The 18,770-nt window shown below is 71.7% G+C and carries 17 protein-coding genes; 9 read left to right on the top strand and 8 right to left on the bottom strand.

Annotation, left to right across the window (positions count from 1 at the left end):
* Positions 1-413: 413 nt before the first annotated feature.
* Positions 414-1,055, bottom strand: coding sequence for a DNA-3-methyladenine glycosylase (locus IH50_RS0106840; RefSeq protein ID WP_030858385.1), 642 nt, complete (start codon positions 1,053-1,055; stop codon positions 414-416).
* Positions 1,056-1,244: 189 nt separating this feature from the next.
* Here IH50_RS0106840 and IH50_RS0106845 point away from each other — a divergent pair, with 189 nt between their 5' ends.
* From IH50_RS0106845 to IH50_RS0106855, 3 genes are all read left to right on the top strand, one after another.
* Positions 1,245-2,027, top strand: a complete 783-nt coding sequence (locus IH50_RS0106845) for a sporulation protein (RefSeq protein ID WP_030858387.1) — start codon at positions 1,245-1,247, stop codon at positions 2,025-2,027.
* A 41-nt stretch (positions 2,028-2,068) separates the two neighbouring features.
* The gene (locus tag IH50_RS0106850) at positions 2,069-2,608 is read left to right on the top strand and encodes a YbhB/YbcL family Raf kinase inhibitor-like protein (RefSeq protein ID WP_030858389.1); all 540 of its coding nucleotides are present in this window, start codon (positions 2,069-2,071) and stop codon (positions 2,606-2,608) included.
* 211 nt (positions 2,609-2,819) lie between these two features.
* Positions 2,820-3,326 (top strand): HNH endonuclease, encoded by a 507-nt coding sequence (locus IH50_RS0106855; RefSeq protein ID WP_030858391.1) that lies wholly within the window; start codon positions 2,820-2,822, stop codon positions 3,324-3,326.
* Positions 3,327-3,410: 84 nt separating this feature from the next.
* Here the strand turns inward: IH50_RS0106855 and IH50_RS0106860 are convergent, their stop codons facing one another.
* The 3 genes from IH50_RS0106860 to IH50_RS0106870 form a co-directional block, all read right to left on the bottom strand.
* The gene (locus IH50_RS0106860; protein WP_030858393.1) at positions 3,411-4,361 is read right to left on the bottom strand and encodes an SPFH domain-containing protein; all 951 of its coding nucleotides are present in this window, start codon (positions 4,359-4,361) and stop codon (positions 3,411-3,413) included.
* Between the two features lie 148 nt (positions 4,362-4,509).
* Positions 4,510-4,941 carry an NfeD family protein gene (locus IH50_RS0106865; protein ID WP_030858396.1) on the bottom strand — a complete coding sequence of 144 codons (432 nt, stop codon included), beginning with the start codon at positions 4,939-4,941 and terminating at the stop codon, positions 4,510-4,512.
* Between the two features lie 93 nt (positions 4,942-5,034).
* A complete protein-coding gene (locus IH50_RS0106870) occupies positions 5,035-5,832 on the bottom strand; it encodes an ABC transporter ATP-binding protein (RefSeq protein ID WP_030858398.1) in 798 nt (265 codons plus the stop codon).
* 162 nt (positions 5,833-5,994) lie between these two features.
* Between IH50_RS0106870 and IH50_RS0106875 the strand changes: the two genes are divergently transcribed.
* Positions 5,995-6,783, top strand: coding sequence for a hypothetical protein (locus IH50_RS0106875; protein WP_030858401.1), 789 nt, complete (start codon positions 5,995-5,997; stop codon positions 6,781-6,783).
* 316 nt (positions 6,784-7,099) lie between these two features.
* Here the strand turns inward: IH50_RS0106875 and IH50_RS0106880 are convergent, their stop codons facing one another.
* The 3 genes from IH50_RS0106880 to IH50_RS0106890 all read right to left on the bottom strand — a co-directional run bounded on the left by IH50_RS0106880 (position 7,100) and on the right by IH50_RS0106890 (position 9,283).
* Positions 7,100-7,345, bottom strand: a complete 246-nt coding sequence (locus IH50_RS0106880; protein WP_030833995.1) for a chaplin — start codon at positions 7,343-7,345, stop codon at positions 7,100-7,102.
* 158 nt (positions 7,346-7,503) lie between these two features.
* Positions 7,504-8,145 (bottom strand): response regulator, encoded by a 642-nt coding sequence (locus tag IH50_RS0106885; RefSeq protein ID WP_030858403.1) that lies wholly within the window; start codon positions 8,143-8,145, stop codon positions 7,504-7,506.
* Positions 8,138-9,283 carry a GAF domain-containing sensor histidine kinase gene (locus IH50_RS0106890; RefSeq protein WP_030858404.1) on the bottom strand — a complete coding sequence of 382 codons (1,146 nt, stop codon included), beginning with the start codon at positions 9,281-9,283 and terminating at the stop codon, positions 8,138-8,140. The genes IH50_RS0106885 and IH50_RS0106890 overlap by 8 nt, the downstream gene beginning before the upstream one ends.
* A gap of 250 nt (positions 9,284-9,533) precedes the next feature.
* Between IH50_RS0106890 and IH50_RS0106895 the strand changes: the two genes are divergently transcribed.
* From IH50_RS0106895 to IH50_RS0106905, 3 genes are all read left to right on the top strand, one after another.
* Complete coding sequence (locus IH50_RS0106895) at positions 9,534-10,232, top strand: SDR family NAD(P)-dependent oxidoreductase (protein ID WP_030858406.1); 699 nt, start codon at positions 9,534-9,536, stop codon at positions 10,230-10,232.
* The gene (locus tag IH50_RS0106900; protein ID WP_030858408.1) at positions 10,229-11,272 is read left to right on the top strand and encodes an S-adenosylmethionine:tRNA ribosyltransferase-isomerase; all 1,044 of its coding nucleotides are present in this window, start codon (positions 10,229-10,231) and stop codon (positions 11,270-11,272) included. The genes IH50_RS0106895 and IH50_RS0106900 overlap by 4 nt, the downstream gene beginning before the upstream one ends.
* Before the next feature lie 341 nt (positions 11,273-11,613).
* On the top strand, positions 11,614-12,348 hold the full coding sequence (locus IH50_RS0106905; RefSeq protein ID WP_030858410.1) for a transglycosylase SLT domain-containing protein: 735 nt from the start codon (positions 11,614-11,616) through the stop codon (positions 12,346-12,348).
* Between the two features lie 94 nt (positions 12,349-12,442).
* On the opposite strand, the gene IH50_RS0106910 is transcribed toward IH50_RS0106905, so the two are convergent.
* The gene (locus IH50_RS0106910; protein WP_030858412.1) at positions 12,443-14,986 is read right to left on the bottom strand and encodes an FHA domain-containing protein; all 2,544 of its coding nucleotides are present in this window, start codon (positions 14,984-14,986) and stop codon (positions 12,443-12,445) included.
* A gap of 241 nt (positions 14,987-15,227) precedes the next feature.
* Here IH50_RS0106910 and IH50_RS0106915 point away from each other — a divergent pair, with 241 nt between their 5' ends.
* Both IH50_RS0106915 and serB read left to right on the top strand, forming a co-directional pair.
* Positions 15,228-17,285, top strand: a complete 2,058-nt coding sequence (locus tag IH50_RS0106915; RefSeq protein ID WP_037872204.1) for a streptophobe family protein — start codon at positions 15,228-15,230, stop codon at positions 17,283-17,285.
* Positions 17,286-17,494: 209 nt separating this feature from the next.
* The gene (gene serB / locus IH50_RS0106920) at positions 17,495-18,703 is read left to right on the top strand and encodes a phosphoserine phosphatase SerB (protein ID WP_030858416.1); all 1,209 of its coding nucleotides are present in this window, start codon (positions 17,495-17,497) and stop codon (positions 18,701-18,703) included.
* The last annotated feature ends 67 nt before the right edge of the window (positions 18,704-18,770 follow it).

Consider the following 18,770-nt stretch of genomic DNA (forward strand, 5'->3'; position numbering starts at 1 on the left):
TACTCACCCTCGCGGGCTTTCCTCCGGGCGCTTCCCTTCGGTCTTGCGTTTCCGACTCTATCAGATCTTTCCGATCCGATTTCCTCGGTGCTTTCCGGGACTCCGCTTCCGCGTTTCCCTTTCCGGCGGTTCCGACTCTATCAGATCCTTTCGGGCCTGATTCCCGGTCGGCGGGCCATGTCGTTAAGCTCTAGGCTTTCGCCCGTCGCCCTTTCGACATTCACCACGTTAACCGATTCCCCTGCTCGATTCATAATCGGGCTCCGCGGTTCGGAATTCAGACATGCGGACATGACGAATTCGACCCCGCTGAGGGGTGATCGTAGGTAGTGGGTTGGCCGCTTCCGGCTGCAGGCGATCGCCGTACCCGGTTCAAGCGGCTCGGGCCACATTACGCACCTTCCAAGGTCGAGTCAACTTCGACGGCGCCGCGGTACGTGGGCCCGGTAGGGACTCACCGTCGGGTCGTCGGTGATCCAGTAGCGCCAGGGGTGGACGGCTCCCTCACCGGAGACTCCGGTGCGCGGGCCGTTGCTCACCTGCCCGGGGGGCACGGGAGTGCCGGTGAGGATCCGCAGCGGGGTGTCGCCGGCGGCGCAGGCGTCCGTGCCGTTGAGTTCGCGGTCGACGCCGAGGGCCGTGGCCAGGCGGGCCGGACCTTTGGCGAGTTCCTTGTCGTTACGGGCCGAGAGGCGGCGGCTGCGGGCCGGCTCGGCGCCCTCGATGATCTCGCCGGCGCGGAGGAGCACGGCGCTCGCGCGTCCCTCGGGGCCGCACACGAGGTTCATGCAGAACCACATGCCATAGGTGAAGTAGACGTACACATGACCGGGCGCACCGAACATCACGTCGTTGCGGGCGGTGCGACCGCGGTAGGCGTGGGAGCCGGGGTCGTTCTGACCGTCGTAGGCCTCGACCTCGGTGAGGCGGAGGGCGATCGGACCGTCCGGGGTGGTGCGGACCAGGATCCGGCCGAGGAGGTCGGGGGCGACCTCGAGGACGGGGCGGTCGAAGAACTCTCTGGGCAGGGGCGTACGGTCGGGGGTCGCGATCATGCCGTCCGAGGGTACTGGAGCCGGTCGGCACCACGGGGTGGTCAGCGGGCTCCGTGGTTGCCAGGGTGTGGAACACGGAACCGGCCACGGCCGGATCGCGTTGTTAGGGATCAAGGGTCCATACGTACGACTCGACGCAGGACGACGGATCAGGTGTGGCCCACGGGGGTCGCCTGGAGAGGGAGAGACATGGCGTTCAAGAAGCTGCTGGCGAGTCTGGGTGCCGGCGGGGCCTCGGTCGAGACGGTGCTGCACGAGGTCAACGTGGTTCCGGGCGGTGTCGTCCAGGGCGAGGTGCGGATCCAGGGCGGGTCCGTGAACCAGCAGATCGAGGGTCTGTCGGTCGGGCTGCAGGCCAAGGTCGAGGTGGAGAGCGGCGACCAGGAGTACAAGCAGGACATCGAGTTCACCAAGTCGAGCCTGGGTGGTGCCTTCGAGCTCCAGGCGGGTGCGGTGCACGCCGTGCAGTTCGGGCTGGAGATCCCGTGGGAGACGCCGATCACGATGATCGACGGGCAGCCGCTGCGCGGGATGAACATCGGGGTGAGCACCGAGCTGGCGATCGCGCGGGCCGTGGACTCCAGTGACCTGGACCCGGTCAACGTGCACCCGCTGCCGGCGCAGAAGGCGATCCTGGACGCGTTCATCCAGCTGGGCTTCCGCTTCAAGAACGCGGACATGGAGCGCGGCCACATCCGGGGCACCCGGCAGAAGCTGCCGTTCTACCAGGAGATCGAGTTCTTCCCGCCGCAGCAGTACCGGGGGCTGAACCAGGTCGAGCTGAGCTTCGTGGCCGACGAGCAGGCCATGGACGTGGTGCTGGAGATGGACAAGAAGCCGGGTCTGTTCAGCGAGGGCAGCGACACGTTCCGCTCCTTCAAGGTGGGGCTGAACGACTACCAGGGGACCGATTGGACGGCATACCTCAACCAGTGGCTGTCGGAGGTCGGCAGCAAGCGCAACTGGTTCTAGGCTCGGTTCTCACTGAACGCAATCGATCAGGAGGTACCGAGGTGACCGAGCTCAAGCGGCGGCCGCTCCCCCACGACTTCCATCCGCCCGTGCCGTCGTTCGCGGTGACGAGCGAGGACGTGCGGGAGGGGGCGACGCTCAAGGACGCTCAGGTCCACGCGGCCGGCAACACCTCGCCGCACCTGCGGTGGGAGGGGTTCCCGCCGGAGACCAAGAGCTTCGCCGTGACCTGCTACGACCCCGATGCCCCGACGGGCAGCGGGTTCTGGCACTGGGTGGTGTTCGACATCCCGGCCACGGTGACCGAGCTGCCGGCCGGTGCGGGGAGCGGCACGTTCGAGGGGTTGCCCGAGGGCGCGGTCCACGCGCGCAACGACTACGGCGGCAAGGACTTCGGCGGTGCCGCGCCGCCGCCCGGGGACGGGCCGCACCGGTATGTGTTCACGGTGTACGCCGTGGACCAGGAGAAGCTCGGTCCGGACGCGGACGCGTCTCCCGCCGTGGTGGGCTTCAACCTGCGGTTCCACACGCTGGCGCGTGCCCAGCTGATCGGTGAGTACGAGGTGCCCGCGGAGTCCTGAGCGGTCTCCCGCGCGGCTCCGAGGGTTCATGGAACGTTTGCCCGCCCCTGGTCTTGGAATTGATCAGGGGCGGGCATTTTTGTTGCCGGGGGTCGCGGGGGTCACCTCCCGCAGGAGCAGCAGATATTGCGTTGTCCATCTCGGCGTGCCCGGCCAGAGTTGATCCCAGCCCGCCGAGGGGTGGGCCGGTGCACACGGGAGGTGGGCTGGTATGCGGGACACGCTGGTACTGAACGCGAGCTTCGAGCCGTTGTCGACGGTGACGCTGAACCGAGCCGTCGTTCTGGTGCTTCAGGACAAGGCCGTCGTCGAGCAGGCCCACCCCGAACTGCGGATGCGCGGAGCCGCGGTCGACATACCGGCGCCCCGGGTGATCAGGCTCTGCCAGTACGTGAGGGTGCCGTTCCGAAGACAAGCGCCGTGGTCGCGGCGGGGTGTCCTGGTGCGGGACCGGCACCGGTGCGCGTACTGCGGGCGGCGGGCGACGACCGTGGACCACGTGGTGCCGCGGTCGCACGGCGGGCAGGACACGTGGCTGAACACGGTGGCGTCGTGCGCGGAGGACAACCACCGCAAGGCGAACCGGACGCCCGAGCAGGCGGGGATGCCGCTGTTGCGGCGGCCGTTCGAGCCCACGCCGGCCGATGCGATGCTGCTGGCGCTGGGCGCCGAGGACTTCGAGGCGTTGCCCGAGTGGCTGACGCTGGATGCGGCGTGAGGGCTTCGCCGTAGGGGTTCGGGTGGTTCCCCGGGCGCGGGTTGTGCGTGGTTGTTCGCGCAGTTCCCCGCGCCCCCAGGGGTTTCAGTCGATGGAGGGCTTTTCCCGGCGTTCCTGGGAGGGGACGTTGGCGGTTCCCGAGGGGCTGTTGCCGCCGCCCATCGCGCCGAAGTTGCCCATCGCGCCGGAGAGGCCCTTGAGGGCGTCGCCGATCTCGCTGGGGACGATCCAGAGCTTGTTGGCGTCGCCCTCGGCGATCTTGGGGAGCATCTGGAGGTACTGGTAGGAGAGGAGCTTCTGGTCGGGGTCGCCGGCGTGGATGGCCTCGAAGACCGTACGGACCGCCTGGGCCTCGCCCTCGGCGCGCAGGGCCGCCGCCTTGGCCTCGCCCTCGGCGCGCAGGATCTGGGACTGCTTCTCGCCCTCGGCGCGCAGGATCTCGGACTGGCGGACACCCTCGGCCTGGAGGATCGCGGCGCGCTTGTCGCGGTCGGCGCGCATCTGCTTCTCCATCGAGTCCTGGATGGAGGTGGGCGGTTCGATGGCCTTGAGCTCGACGCGGTTGACGCGGATACCCCACTTGCCGGTGGCCTCGTCGAGGACGCCGCGCAGGGCCGCGTTGATCTCCTCGCGGGAGGTGAGGGTGCGCTCCAGGTCCATGCCGCCGATGATGTTGCGGAGCGTGGTGACGGTGAGCTGCTCGATGGCCTGGATGTAGCTGGCCACCTCGTAGGTGGCGGCCCGGGCGTCGGTCACCTGGTAGTAGATGACGGTGTCGATGTTGACGACCAGGTTGTCCTGGGTGATCACCGGCTGCGGCGGGAACGGGACGACCTGTTCGCGCAGGTCGATGCGGTTGCGGATGGTGTCGATGAACGGGACGACGATGTTGAGGCCCGCGTTGAGTGTCCGCGTGTAGCGGCCGAAGCGCTCGACGATGGCGGCGCTGGCCTGTGGGATGACTTGGATCGTCTTGATCAGGGCGATGAAGACCAGCACCACCAGGATGATCAGGACGATGATGATCGGTTGCATCGTCGGTTCCCCGAACCCTTCTTAGCCTCGGCGCCTGCGGCAGCTCTCGTGCCTGCGGAAGATCTCGTTGTTGAAGATCTTGCTGGTCGAGTCTGACAGACCATCGGTGCAACTGGGTGGTTGTTCGCCCCAGTTGTGTCGTGCCCGGTCACATGATGATGGCCGTGGCTCCCTCGATGTCCACGACGTCCACTTCCTGACCTACTTCATAGGCACGACCGGCGTCGAGTGCGCGTGCCGACCAGACCTCGCCGGCCAGCTTGATCCGGCCACCGGATCCGTCGACGCGCTCCAGGACGACGGCCTGTTTCCCTTTCAGGGCGTCCACGCCGGTGGCGAGTTGGGGCCGCCCGGCGCGGTGTCTGTTCGCGATGGGCCGTACGACGGCGATGAGGGCGGTCGAGACGACGGCGAAGACCACGACCTGGGCGACGGCACCGCCGCCGAAGATGCCGGAGACCACTGCCGCGGCGACGGCGCCCACCGCGAGCATGCCGAGTTCGGGCATCGCGGTGATCACGAGCCCGATGCCGAGTACCGCCGCGCCGATGAGCCACCACAGCCATGCGTCGATGTCCACGTGGTCATGGTAGGACCGCGCACCCGGTCGCCGACAGGGCGCCGATCGGTTCGAACGCGCCGTGCGGCTCCGGGTCTTGGGCTGCGGAAGGGGTCAGGACATCGGGAGGCCCTGGGCGGTGTAGCGGTCGCCGACCTGTTCGACGACGAGCGGGAGGCCGAAGCAGAGGGAGAGGTTGCGGGAGGTGAGTTCGAGCTCCAGCGGGCCGGCGGCGAGGACCTTGCCCTGGCGGATCATCAGGACGTGGGTGAAGCCCGGGGCGATCTCCTCGACGTGGTGCGTGACCATGATCATGGAGGGGGCGATCGGGTCGCGGGCGAGCCGGCCGAGGCGGCGTACCAGGTCCTCGCGGCCGCCGAGGTCGAGTCCGGCGGCGGGCTCGTCGAGGAGCAGCAGCTCGGGGTCGGTCATCAGGGCGCGGGCGATGAGGGTGCGCTTGCGCTCGCCCTCGGAGAGGGTGCCGAACCTGCGGTCCAGGTACTCGGACATGCCGAGGCGGTCGAGGAAGGCGCGGGCGCGCTGCTCGTCGATGTCCTCGTACTCCTCCTGCCAGCCGGCGGTCATGCCGTAGGCGGCGGTGAGCACCGTCTGCAGGACGGTCTGCTTCTTGGGCAGCTTGTCGGCCATGGCGATGCCGGCCACGCCGATGCGGGGGCGCAGCTCGAAGACGTCGGTGCCGGGCCTGCCGAGGGTCTCGCCGAGGATGCTGACGGTGCCCTTGCTGGGGTACAGGTAGCTGGACGCGATGTTGAGGAGGGTGGTCTTGCCGGCGCCGTTGGGGCCGAGGATGACCCAGCGCTCGCCCTCCTTGACCGACCAGGAGACCTGGTCCACCAGAGCCCGGCCCTCACGGACCACGGATACGTCCTGAAGCTCCAGAACATCGCTCATGAGCGCGTTGTCTCCCCTTGCAGTGTGGCCGGTCTCGGCTGTCGCGTACGCCTGTGGGTGGGTCCGCCGCACCCGTGGGCGCAGCCCTTCATGAAATCTACGCCACTGGTCGACCCGGACATTCCTCCGGTCCGGTTCTCGGGCTCTGTCTAGGGTGTACGCATGCTCTCGGAACCTCGCTCTGGACGCCTTGCCGCTTGGGGAAACGCCCTTCTTGCCGGACTTGTCTCACCGGATGACGCCGTGCTCGCGATCGTCGGGGAGGACGCGGTGCACCGGGTGGAGGGGGTGCCGGGTGAGCCGGCGCCGGTGGGGCTCACGCTGGCGCTGGGGCGGCTGCGGGCGCTGGGGGTGACCGGGCTGCGGGTGGCGCTGCCGGCGCCGGGGCATCCGCTGGGACTGAGCGGGCCGCCGGAGTTCAACGCGCGGGCGCTGGAGGCGGAGGAGGCGGTGGTCTGTTCCGGGGCCGCGGTCGGGCTGGTGCCGGAGGTGTCCGAGGCCGGGCCCGCGGGTGATGTGCACGTGGAGGTGGTGTGGCACTGCCTGCCGGTGCGGGAGGCACCGCCGGCGGATGTGCCGTCGCTCGGGGAGGCGGAGCGGGAGCTGGCGGAGGCGCTGCGGGAGGCGACGGAGGTGCTGACGCGGCTGGATGTGGCCGGGTCGGGACCGGTGGCGGAGGCGGCGATCGACGCGTACCGGGCGCGGGCCTCGGGGTCGCGGGGGCGGGAGGTGCTGGCGCCGGGGTATCCGCCTCGGGCGGTGCGGGTGCTGGAGCTGGCGCAGCGGGTGGGGGCGTTGGTGTCGCTGGCGGGGGCGGGTGGGCACGGGGGTGCGGTGAGCGCGTCGGAGATGGCGGCGCGGGCCGGTGCGTTGCGGCCCGTCGAGCGGACGGCCCGGCGGGCGCAGGTGGCCGCGTACAACTCCGTTGTGGAGGAGCGGGGGGCGGGGTGAGGGTTCCTCCGGGGTGAGCGGGGAGGAGCGTGTGCGTTTCCGCGGGCAGTCGTGCCGCAGGGCGGCACGGGTGGGCGCGACGGCACCCCGCTCACGCCGGGCTGCGTGACACCCCCCGCTCAGCTGCCCCCGGCACCTGCTGGGCGGGGGTGGGCTTGCGCTCGCCCCGCTGGAAGGGGTGCCGCTGCGCCCACCCGTGCCGCCCCAGCGGCACGACTGCCCGCAGCTGCGGCAGTGCGGCTGCCCGGGGTCGTGGGAAGGCGGGAGCCCCGGCGCTCGGTGGGGGGCGGGCGGCCGGGGCTCGGGTGGGTGCGCGTCAGTGGTTGACGGCGGTGTTGCCGAAGGCCGGGTTCAGCAGGCCGATGACGTTGACGCTGTTGCCGGACACGTTGACCGGGACGTCGACCGGCACCTGGACGACATTGCCGGAGACGACGCCCGGGGAGCCCACGGCCGTGCCGTCGGCGTGGCTGCCGTCGGTGGCGGAGGCCATCCCCGTGCCGGCCGCGAGCAGACCGCCGGCCACCATCGTCACAGCCGCTGCCTTCTTCAGGTTCTTCACTTTCCGAGCCCTCCTTGCGATGACCGCGGCAGGCGCCGCGGCGTGCACTGGAGAACGGCCGATGCCGGCCATGGATACGGCCATCCGAGGGACATTCCCCCTACGGTATGAATCTCGGATCGGAGGGGAACCTTCCGGCCGGTCCGAGGCGTCACGGGTCAGCCGCTCAGACCGTGGCGTACGGCCCACAGGGCGGCCTGGGTGCGGTCCGCGAGGTCGAGTTTCATCAGGATGTTCGAGACGTGGGTCTTCACGGTCTTCTCGGACAGCACCAGGGCGCGGGCGATCTCCCGGTTGGCGCGACCGTCCGCTATGAGCCCGAGCACCTCGCGCTCCCGTTCGGTGAGGGAGCCCGCGCGCCCCGTGCCCGGTCCGGTCTCCTCCTGGGACAGCAGCGCGCCGGCCACCTCCGCCTGGAGCAGGACGTGCCCGGCGTGCACGGAGCGGATGGCTCCGGCGAGCGCGTCGGGGTCGACGTCCTTGTACACGTACCCGGCGGCGCCCGCGCGGAGGGCGGGGACGACCGTGCGCTGCTCGGTGAAGCTGGTGACGATCAGCACGCGCGCGGGGTGGTCCAGTTCACGGAGCCGGCGCAGCGCGTCCACGCCGTCCATGCCGGGCATCTTGACGTCCATGAGGATGACGTCGGGCCCCAGCTCCTCCGCCAGGGCGACCCCTTCCGCGCCGTCCGCGGCCTCGCCGACGACCTCGATGTCGTCCTGCACCTCGAGGAAGGTGCGCAGCCCCCGGCGTACCACCTGGTGATCGTCGACCAGCAGCACCTTGATTGCGTCAGCCACCAGGGACCTCCATCTCGATCGTGGTGCCCTTGCCGGGCGCCGATTCCACGGTCAGCCTGCCGCCGACCCCGCTCGCGCGATCCCGCATGGAGACCAGGCCCAGATGGCGGCCCGCGTGGCGGACGGCCTGCGGGTCGAAACCGTCACCGTCGTCGCTGACCCGCAGGACCGCTCCGCCGCCGCGGCGGTCCAGGGTGACGTCGACGTGGTCGCCGCCGGAGTGCCGCAGCGCGTTGTGCAGGGCCTCCTGGGCGACGCGCAGCACCGCCTCCTCCTGGGCCGCGGGCAGGGCGCGTACGCCGTGGCCGGTGAAGGTCACGCGGGCGGTGTGGGCGCGGTCGAGGACCTGGATCTGGGTGCGGAGCGTGGCGACGAGGCCGTCCTCGTCGAGGGCCGCGGGGCGCAGTTCGACGACCGCCGCGCGCAGTTCGTCGGCGGCCTCGGCGGCCAGGGCGGCGATCTGCTGGAGTTCGCCCTTGGCGCGGGAGGGGTCGCGGTCGACGAGGCGGGCGGCGGCCTGGGCGGTGAGCCGCAGGGAGAAGAGCTTCTGGCTGACGGCGTCGTGGAGCTCGTGGGCGAGGCGGGAGCGTTCCTCGGCGATGGTCAGTTCGCGGCTGCGTTCGTAGAGCCGGGCGTTGGTGAGGGCGATGGCGGCGTGCTGGGCGAGGATGCCGAGCAGTTCCTCGTCGTCCTCGGTGAAGCCGCAGGTGCCTTCGGGCTTGGGGCATCTCTTGTTGGCCAGGAACAGGGCGCCGAGGACCTCGTCGCCGTCGCGGATGGGCAGGCCGAGGAAGTCGGCCAGCTCGGGGTGGGCGCTGGGCCAGCCCTCGAAGCGGGGGTCCCGGCGCACGTCGGCGAGGCGCTGCGGGGCGGCCTCGTCGAGCATCGCGGCGAGGACGCCGTGCCGGCGCGGGAGGGGGCCGATGGCCTTCCACTGGTCGTCGCTGACGCCGTCGACCACGAACTGGGCGAAGCCGCCGTGGTCGTCGGGCACGCCGAGCGCGGCGTACTGCGCGTCGAGGAGTTCGCGGGCCGAGGCGACGATCGTCTTGAGGACGTCGCGCACCTCGAGGTGCCTGCTCATGGCCAGCAACGCGGAGCTCACCGCGGCGAGGCCGGACCGGGGGCCGTGGCTCATGTCCTCACGGTACCGGCGGGCGGTGACAGCGGGATCGGGCGTGCGGCGGCCCTCGGGCGGGCCGCGGGACCTAGGCCGAAGGTCCCCCGTCCCGGTCGGGGCGTAGGACCTCGGGACCGGGGTCGGTGGCGTAGGGCGAAGGGCCCCGGGGTGCTGCGTCCCGGGCCCGAGGCGGCGTGGCGGGCCGGTCCCTAGGTTGAGGGCACGCCGGTCGAGCGGCGTGCGAGGACAAGACGAGGGGACGGTTGCCATGCCGGTCGCGATCATCACGGGGGCTTCGAAGGGGCTCGGGGAGGCGCTCGCCCGGGGGCTGGCGGAGCGTGGCTGGGATCTGGTGCTGGACGCGCGGGACCCGGTGCCGCTGGCGGAGGCGGCGGGGCTGGTGTCGGCGCACGGCACGCGCGTGACGGCGCTGCCGGGGGACGTCACGGACGCGGCGCACCGCGCGGAGCTGGTGGCGGCGGCGTGGCGGCTGGGCGGGGTGGACCTGGTGGTGCACAACGCGAGCGCGCTGGGCGCGGAGCCGTTGGTGCGCCTGGAGGAGCTGCCGCTGGACGGGCTGCGGCGGGCGCTGGAGGTGAACCTGGTGGCGGCGCTGGGCCTGGTGCAGGAGGCGCTGCCGCTGCTCAGGTCGGCGGCGGCCGGGGCGGTGCTGGTGGTCAGCTCGGACGCCGCCGTGGAGGCGTATCCGACGTGGGGCGGGTACGGGGCGTCCAAGGCGGCGCTGGACCAGCTGGCGGCGGTGCTGGCGGTGGAGGAGCCGGGGCTGCGGGTGTGGTCGGTCGATCCCGGCGACATGGCGACGGACCTGTACGCGGCGGCCGTACCGGACGACGACGATCCGCGTCCTGAGCCGGCCGGTGTGGTGCCCGCCTTCCTGCGGCTGCTGGACGAGCGGCCGGCGAGCGGTCGCTACGCCGCCCCGGCGCTGCTGGAGGAGCGGCGATGACCGTGGCCGTGGAGGTGCCCGAGGAGCTGTCCGCGCGGGTGCCGGTGGAGCGGCGGGGACCGGGGCTCGACCGGGACTCGGTGCGGCTGCTGGTGTCGCGGGGCACGGCGGTGTCGCACCACGCCTTCGTGGAGCTGCCGCGACTACTGCGGGCCGGGGACCTGCTGGTGGTGAACACCTCGCCGACGCTGGCGGCGGCGGTCGGGGGGTGGATCGGGCACGCGCGCGTGGTGGTGCACTTCTCCACGCGCGGGGACGACGGCCGGTGGGCGGTCGAGCTGCGGGAGCCGGACGGGCGCGGCACCACGCGCCCGCGCGCGGGCGCGCCCGCGGGTACAGAGGTGCGGCTGGCCGGGGGCGCGCGGCTGGTGCTGGAGGAGCCGCTGAGCGCGCGGGGCGAGCGGCTGTGGTGGGCGCGCGTGTCGCGGGACGTGCTCGGGGTGCTGCGGGAGCACGGGCGGGCCATCCGGTACGCGTACACGGAGCGGGACCAGCCGCTGTCGGCGTACCAGACGGTGTTCGCGCTGCCGTCGCCGGACGGTGCGGGGAGTGCGGAGATGCCGAGCGCGGGGCGTCCGTTCACCGCGCGGACGGTGGCGGAGCTGGTGAGCCGGGGGGTGTGGTTCGCCCCGGTCACGCTGCACACGGGGGTGGCGTCGGCGGAGGCGCACGAGCCGCCGTATCCGGAGCGGTTCGCGGTGCCGGAGGCGTCGGCGCGGTTGATCGGGGCGGTGCGGGCGGGGGGCGGCCGGGTGATCGCGGTGGGGACGACGGCCGTACGGGCGGTGGAGTCGGCGGCCGGTGCGGACGGCGTGGTGCGGGCCCGCGCGGGGTGGACCGACCTGGTGGTGACCCCTGAGCGCGGGGTGCGGGTGGTGGACGGGCTGCTGACCGGGCTGCACGAGCCGGAGGCCTCGCACCTGCTGATGCTGGAGGCGGTCGCGGGGCGGGCGGCGATCGGCCGGGGGTACGAGGAGGCGCTGCGCGGGCGCTATCTGTGGCACGAGTTCGGTGATGTGCATCTGGTTCTGCCGGAGTGACCGGAGCCGGTCACACAGAGCATTGCTTGAGCAACTTTTGGTGAGGGTGAGGGGTGGCCGGTGTGAGGCCGGGCATAGGGCGTACGTCACGTACGAAGGGGATTAGGAGAGACATAACGCCCGCATGAGCGGGGCGTATGGCCCCTTCTGCCCTGGTTTAGCCCTCCCCGATCCACTACCCGGCTTCGTACGTCACACCTTTGCCCCACCATTTTGCGGCCGCTAAGAATGGCTGCGTCGCTCAGCGCCGTGGGTATCTCCCCGCGGCGTTTGTGCCGAAAGCACCCTGTCCCCACCGGACGTCGAGCGACCTCCGCGCTATTCGAAGAGGTCCATCCCGCATGTCCAAGAACATCCTCACCCGTGGTCATAGTCGTGCCCTGACCCGTCACCACAAGCTCGCCGTCGCCGGTGTCGCGGCCCTCGGCGCCGCCGCCATCGGTTTCTCGGCCGTCCCGAGCAACGCGTCCACGGCCACCACGGCCGAGGTCGCCGCCCCCACGGCGAAGGTCGCGTACAGCACCGAGCCGATCCAGGGCGTCAAGGCGAGCGTCACCGACCAGGTCGCCGGTTCCAGCGTCAAGGTCGAGCAGATCGCGGCGAAGAAGGAAGCCGCGGCCCAGGCCACCGCCGAGAAGAAGGCCGCCGCCGCTGCCGCGGAGGCCAAGGCGGAGAAGGCCCGCCAGGCCGAGGAGGCCGCGAGCCGCGCCGCCGAGCGCGCCGAGGTGAAGCAGGCCGCCCCGGAGAAGAGCTACAGCGACAACCTGGACGGCTGGATCCGCGAGTCCCTGGCCATCATGAAGAAGCACGGCATCCCGGGCTCCTACGAGGGCATCCACCGCAACGTCATGCGGGAGTCCTCCGGCAACCCGAAGGCGATCAACCTCTGGGACGTCAACGCCCAGAACGGCATCCCGTCCAAGGGCCTGCTGCAGGTGATCCCGCCGACCTTCGAGGCCTACCACGTCCCGGGCACCCCGAAGGACATCTACGACCCGGTCGCCAACATCACCGCCGCCTGCAACTACGCGGCCGACAAGTACGGCACCATGGACAACGTCGACAGCGCGTACTGAGAGGTCGGCGCGGACCTCTTCTCGCGAACCGAAGGACGCCGAAGGGCGGCACCCTCCTGACGGGGTGCCGCCCTTCGGGGCCGTACGGCGCGGACTACTTGCGCATGACCTCGGGCTCGTGGCGGCGCAGGAAGCGGGCCACGAAGAAGCCGCAGATCACGCCGAGGGCGAGCAGTGCGCCCATGTCCATCGCCCAGGCGCCGACCGTGTGCTCCCACAGCGGGTCGGTGTCGCCGGCCGTCTCCGGCGGGCTGATCTTGTTGAAGTCCAGCGTGGCGCCCGAGGCGGCGACCGCCCAGCGCGACGGCATCAGGAACGAGAACTGGTTGACGCCGATCGAGCCGTGCAGGGTGAACAGGCAGCCGGTGAAGACGACCTGGATGATCGCGAACATCACCAGCAGCGGCATGGTCTTCTCGGCGGTCTTCACCAGCGCGGAGATGATCAGGCCGAACATCATCGAGGTGAAGCCGAGCGCCATGATCGGCACGGAGAGCTCCAGCAGTGTGAGGCTCCCGAAGACCAGGCCCTCCTCCGGGATCTCCCGGCTGGAGAAGCCGATCACGCCGACCAGCAGGCCCTGCAGCACGGTGATCATGCCGAGCACGAACACCTTGGACATCAGGTACGCCGAGCGGGACAGGCCGGTGGCGCGCTCCCGCTCGTAGATGACCCGTTCCTTGATCAGCTCACGCACGGAGTTCGCCGCGCCCGCGAAACAGGCGCCCACCGCGAGTATCAGCAGGACCGTGGTCGCCGTGCCGTTCGGGATGATCCGGCCGGTCTGCGGGTTGGGCGGGTTGGGCAGCAGGCCCTTGTCCGCGTCGATGAGCAGGCTGACCGCGCCCAGGACGGCCGGCAGGATCACCATCAGGGCGAGGAAGCCCTTGTCGGAGACGATCACCGAGATGTAGCGGCGCACCAGGGTCACGAACTGTGACATCCAGCCCTGTGGCTTCGGTGGCCGCATCGCCTGCATCGGCGGTACCTGTACGGACTGCGGTGCGACCGCGTCGATGTCCGCGGCGTACATCTGGTAGTGCTGCGAGCCCTTCCAGCGGCCCGCCCAGTCGTAGTCGCGGTAGTTCTCGAAGGCGGAGAAGACGTCGGCCCAGGTGTCGTAGCCGAAGAAGTTCAGCGCCTCGTCGGGCGGGCCGAAGTAGGCGACGGAGCCGCCGGGCGCCATCACCAGGAGCTTGTCGCAGATCGCCAGCTCGGCCACCGAGTGCGTGACAACGAGGACGGTGCGGCCGTCGTCGGCGAGGCCGCGCAGGAGCTGCATGACGTCGCGGTCCATGCCCGGGTCGAGGCCGGAGGTGGGCTCGTCCAGGAAGATCAGGGACGGCTTGGTGAGCAGCTCCAGGGCGACGGAGACGCGCTTGCGCTGGCCGCCGGACAGGGACGTGACCTTCTTGTCCTTGTGGATGTCCAGCTTGAGTTCGCGCAGCACCTCGTCGATGCGGGACTCGCGCTCGGCGGCCGTGGTGTCGGCGGGGAAGCGGAGCTTGGCCGCGTACTTGAGGGCCTTCTTGACGGTCAGCTCCTTGTGCAGGATGTCGTCCTGCGGGACCAGACCGATGCGCTGGCGCAGCTCGGCGAACTGCTTGTAGAGGTTCCGGTTGTCGTAGAGGACCTCGCCCTGGTTGGCCGGGCGGTAGCCGGTGAGGGCCTTGAGCAGGGTCGACTTGCCGGAGCCGGACGGGCCGATGACCGCGATCAGCGACTTCTCGGGGACGCCGAAGGAGACGTCCTTGAGGATCTGCTTGCCGCCGTCGACGGTGACCGTCAGGTGGCGGGCGGAGAAGGACACCTCGCCGGTGTCGACGAACTCCTCGAGCCGGTCCCCGACGATCCGGAACGTCGAGTGGCCGACGCCCACGATGTCGGTGGGGCCGAGCAGTTGGGTGCCGCCCTTGGCGATCGGCTGACCGTTGACGTACGTGCCGTTGTGCGAGCCGAGGTCGCGGATCTCCATACGGCCGTCGGGCGTGGAGTGGAACTCGGCGTGGTTGCGGGAGACCTGGAGGTCGGAGACGACCAGGTCGTTCTCCAGGGCGCGGCCGATGCGCATCACGCGGCCGAGGGAGAACTGGTGGAACGTGGTGGGGCTGCGGTCGCCGTAGACCGGCGCGCCCGCGCCGCCGCCCGGGCCGCCCTGCTGCTGCGGGATGTGCGGCGCGGACTGCTGCGGTGCCGGCTGCTGCCAGCCGGGCTGCTGGGCGGGCGGCTGCTGTTGCGGCGCCTGCTGGGACCAGCCGGCGTTCGCACCCTGGGCGGCGTACGGCTGCTGCGGCTGGGCCTGCGGCGTGGCGGCCGGAGCCGCGGCGCCCGCACCCGCGCCTGCGCCCGCACCGGACAGCGTCACGCGCGGGCCGTCGTTCGCGTTGCCCAGGTTCAGCACCGTGTCGGAGCCGAACTCCAGGTGGTGGATCCGCTGCCCCTGCACGAACGTGCCGTTGGTGCTGCCGTGGTCCTCGATGACCCAACTGCGCCCGTTGAAGCTGATCGTGGCGTGACGCCAGGAGACCCTGGCGTCGTCCAGCACGACGTCCCCCTGCGGATCGCGTCCGAGGGTGTATGCCCTGGACGGATCGAGCGTCCAGGTCCGTCCGTTTGATTCCAGTACGAGTTCCGGCACTCCATGCCCCACTGAGTTGTCCCCCGAATTTCCCCCATCGCAGGGAGTCTAGGGATGTCGAACATCGGGGGGAACTATTTCAGGCCCGGCCCCCTGACCGAAAGTCGGGCCTTGTCACGAGCGCGCACCAAGGTGTTCACCGGCTTTCGTCGACGGGGTTGAAATCGGCCCGGAGAGTGGTAAACCACGCGAGGGGGACATGTGCGGCCGTCACGCCGCGTCGCGGATCGGGGGGTCTGCCATGAGTGCTGCCACGGGTGCCGGAGCGGCGGAGCACGGTGCGCGCGTGCCGTGGGGCGATGTGGTGATGTCCGCGGTCGCCGCGGTGAGCTGGGCGCTGATCGGGATGGCGGGGACGGCGGCGCTCGGGCTGCACCTGCTCGACGCGGACGCGGCCGGGTCGCTGGGGCCGATGACCGCCGCGGTGGTGGCTCTGGGGGCGGGCGGTTCGGTCACGCCGTCCGGTGACGTGTCCGCCTTCGGGCTGTCGGGTGCGGAGGCCGGTACGGCCGTGGAAGTCACGCCGCTGGGTGTGAGCCTGGTGGGTGCGCTGCTGCTGTCGTACTTCTTTCTGCGGTCCCTGCGAGCGGCGGGAGTCGTGGTCTCCGGAACCGAACTCCTCGCGCGTGCGGGTGCGGTGGTCGCGCTGTTCGCGGCGATGACGGGCGGGCTGGTCTGGGCGGGCCACGACGTCGTCACCATCGACGGGGGCTCGCTGGGACTGGACGACCTGCCGGGGGTGGGTGGTGGCGGGGTCGGGATCCCGGGGCTGGGCGATGTCGGGGGGCTGCTGCCGGACCGGGTGGGTGATCTCGTCGACGCGCGGACGGCGGTGGGGTTCACCGTCGACACGGCGCCGACGCTGCTCGGGGGGCTCGGCTGGGCGGCCGGCGTCCTGCTCGTCGCGTTGCTGGCGTCCCGCCGCACCCCCCTGCCGCGTGGCTGGGACGCCGTGCACCGTGCCGTACGGCCGGCGGTGTCCGCCCTCGTCACGGTGCTCCTGGTGGCGGTGGCGGCGGGGCTCGCGGCGGCGGGGTACGCGGCGATCGGCGACGACCGTCCCCGGCGGATCGTGGGGGCGGCGTTGCTGGGGGCACCGAACGGGGTGTGGACCGGGGTACCGCTCGGCCTGTTCGTGCCGTGGGACGGGCGGGCGAGCGGGGCGCTGCTCGGGGTGCTGCCGCACCCCGTGGACGACCTGCTGCGGACCGGGGCGGACCGGTCCGTCACGCTGGGGCGGCTGGCGGAGCTCGACGGGCGGGTGTGGCTGCTGGCGGTGGCTGCCGCGCTGATGATGCTGCTGGCGGGGGTGCTGACGGGGGTACGGACGCCGGTGGGGACGGGGCCTGCGGGGACGAGGCCTGTGGGACCGGCCGGCTTCGCCGGGCGGTGCGCGCTGCGGCTGGGTGCCGCCACGGCGTTGGCTCTGCCGTTGCTGGCCTGGCTGACGGAGGTGTCGGCGAACGCCTCGCTGTCCGTGCTGGGCTTCGACGCGTTCGGTGCCGGTATCGAACTGCGCGGCCGGCTCGGCACGGCGCTTCTGCTGGGCGCGGTGTGGGGCGCGGGCGCGGGCGCGGCGGGCGCGCTGCTGGCCCGGGTGAGCGGGGCGGCGGGGGTGCGGGCGGCACCGTTGGCACGGAGTGACATCAAGGCGGCCGGGGAATGGCGGGCGGCGTCGGCCGTCGGGGGCCCGGGCGGAGGGACGGCCCCCGGGCCCTACGAGCCGGGGACCCCTTACCGCCCGCCGAACCCGGACACCAATCCGTATCTGCGGGTGTCACGGGAGACGTGGGCGCCCCGTGCGTCAGCGGAACCGCACGCGTCGCGGGAGCGGGGGCCGTGGGGGACGCGCGGAGCGTGGAGCCCCGAGGACACGCCTCGGGGGGCCGGGGGCCCGCCGGGCGCCGCTGGACCGGCCGGGCCCGAACCGCAGGAACGACGGGCACCGTGGAGGCAGGGACCCCCGGGATCGCGGGAACGGGGGCCAGGGGAGGCGCACGGAGCGCGGAGGCCTGAGGACGCGCCGGGCCAGGCCCGGGAACCGTCGGCCGGTGGGAGTACCGGGGCGCCCGAGGACGGCGCCGGGAGCGGCGACATCTACGGGGCGCCCACCGTGATCCGGCCACCCGGGCGTGGGACCCGGCGAGGGGCCGGGGAGCGGGGCGGGAGCGAAGACGGAGGGGGCAGGCGGTCGCTGTGTCCGGACGAGGGGCCTCCGCCTCCGCCTCCGCCGCCTCCCCCGGCCCCGCGGAAGCCGCCGCCACGACAGCCGGACGGGCGGGAGACCGACGGACGATGAGCCCGCGCCGCGGAAGGCGGCCACGCCGGCGACCGGACGGGGAGGAGGCGGCCCCGCAGGACACGGACGCGTGGGAGAAAGGGCAGGTGACCTATGGGAGGTCTCTGGTCCGCCATGTGCGGGACACCGGTGCGACAGACGGTGTTCGCTGTCCGGCTGGCGGACCTCGGAGGCGCGAGGCACTGGGTGCCGGATACGGTGGGAACACCATGAGCGCATCGCAGACCACCGACGTTCCCACCCTCCTTGTCAAGATCTTCGGCAAGGACCGGCCGGGCATCACGGCCGGCCTCTTCGACACCCTCGCCGCCTACTCGGTCGACGTGGTCGACATCGAGCAGGTCGTCACCCGTGGCCGCATCGTGCTCTGCGCGCTCGTGACCCAGCCGCCCAAGGGACTGGAAGGGGATCTGCGGGCGACCGTCCACAGCTGGGCGGAGTCGATGAAGATGCAGGCGGAGATCATCTCCGGCAAGGGCGACAACCGTCCGCGCGGGCTCGGCCGCTCCCTGGTCACCGTGCTGGGGCATCCCCTCACCTCGGAGGCCACGGCGGCGATCGCCGCACGGATCACCCAGGCCGGCGGCAACATCGACCGTATCTTCCGGCTCGCCAAGTACCCGGTGACCGCCGTGGAGTTCGCGGTGTCCGGCGTGGAGACGGAACCACTGCGGACCGCGCTGGTGACCGACGCCGCCAGGCTCGGAGTCGACGTCGCCGTGGTCGGGGCGGGGCTGTACCGGCGGGCGCAGCGCCTGGTCGTCATGGACGTGGACTCCACCCTCATCCAGGACGAGGTGATCGAACTCTTCGCCGCGCACGCGGGCTGCGAGGACCAGGTCGCCGAGGTGACGGCCGCCGCGATGCGCGGGGAGCTGGACTTCGAGCAGTCGCTGCACGCGCGTGTGGCACTGCTGGAAGGGCTGGACGCCTCCGTGGTGGACAAGGTCCGCAGCGAGGTGCGGCTGACGCCGGGCGCCCGCACCCTGATCCGTACGCTGAAGCGCCTCGGCTACCAAGTGGGTGTGGTGTCGGGCGGGTTCACCCAGGTCACGGATGATCTGAAGGAGCGGCTGGGGCTGGACTTCGCCCAGGCCAACACCCTGGAGATCGTCGACGGGAAGCTGACGGGCAAGGTCACCGGCGAGATCGTGGACCGGGCGGGCAAGGCCCGGCTGCTGCGCCGGTTCGCCGCCGAGGCGGGGGTGCCGCTGTCGCAGACGGTGGCGATCGGTGACGGTGCGAACGATCTCGACATGCTGAACGCGGCGGGGCTCGGTGTCGCCTTCAACGCCAAGCCGGTGGTGCGCGAGGCCGCGCACACGGCGGTGAACTTCCCCTTCCTGGACACGGTCCTTTACCTGCTCGGCGTCACCCGCGAAGAGGTCGAGGCGGCGGACACGCTCGACGTGGACTGAGCCGCCCGGACCGGGCCACGGAGACGCGCGGGCCCGGTACCGGCGGACGTCGGTGCCGGGCCTCAGC

Source organism: Streptomyces sp. NRRL S-37, from assembly GCF_000721605.1.
In the GTDB taxonomy this organism is placed as follows: domain Bacteria; phylum Actinomycetota; class Actinomycetes; order Streptomycetales; family Streptomycetaceae; genus Streptomyces.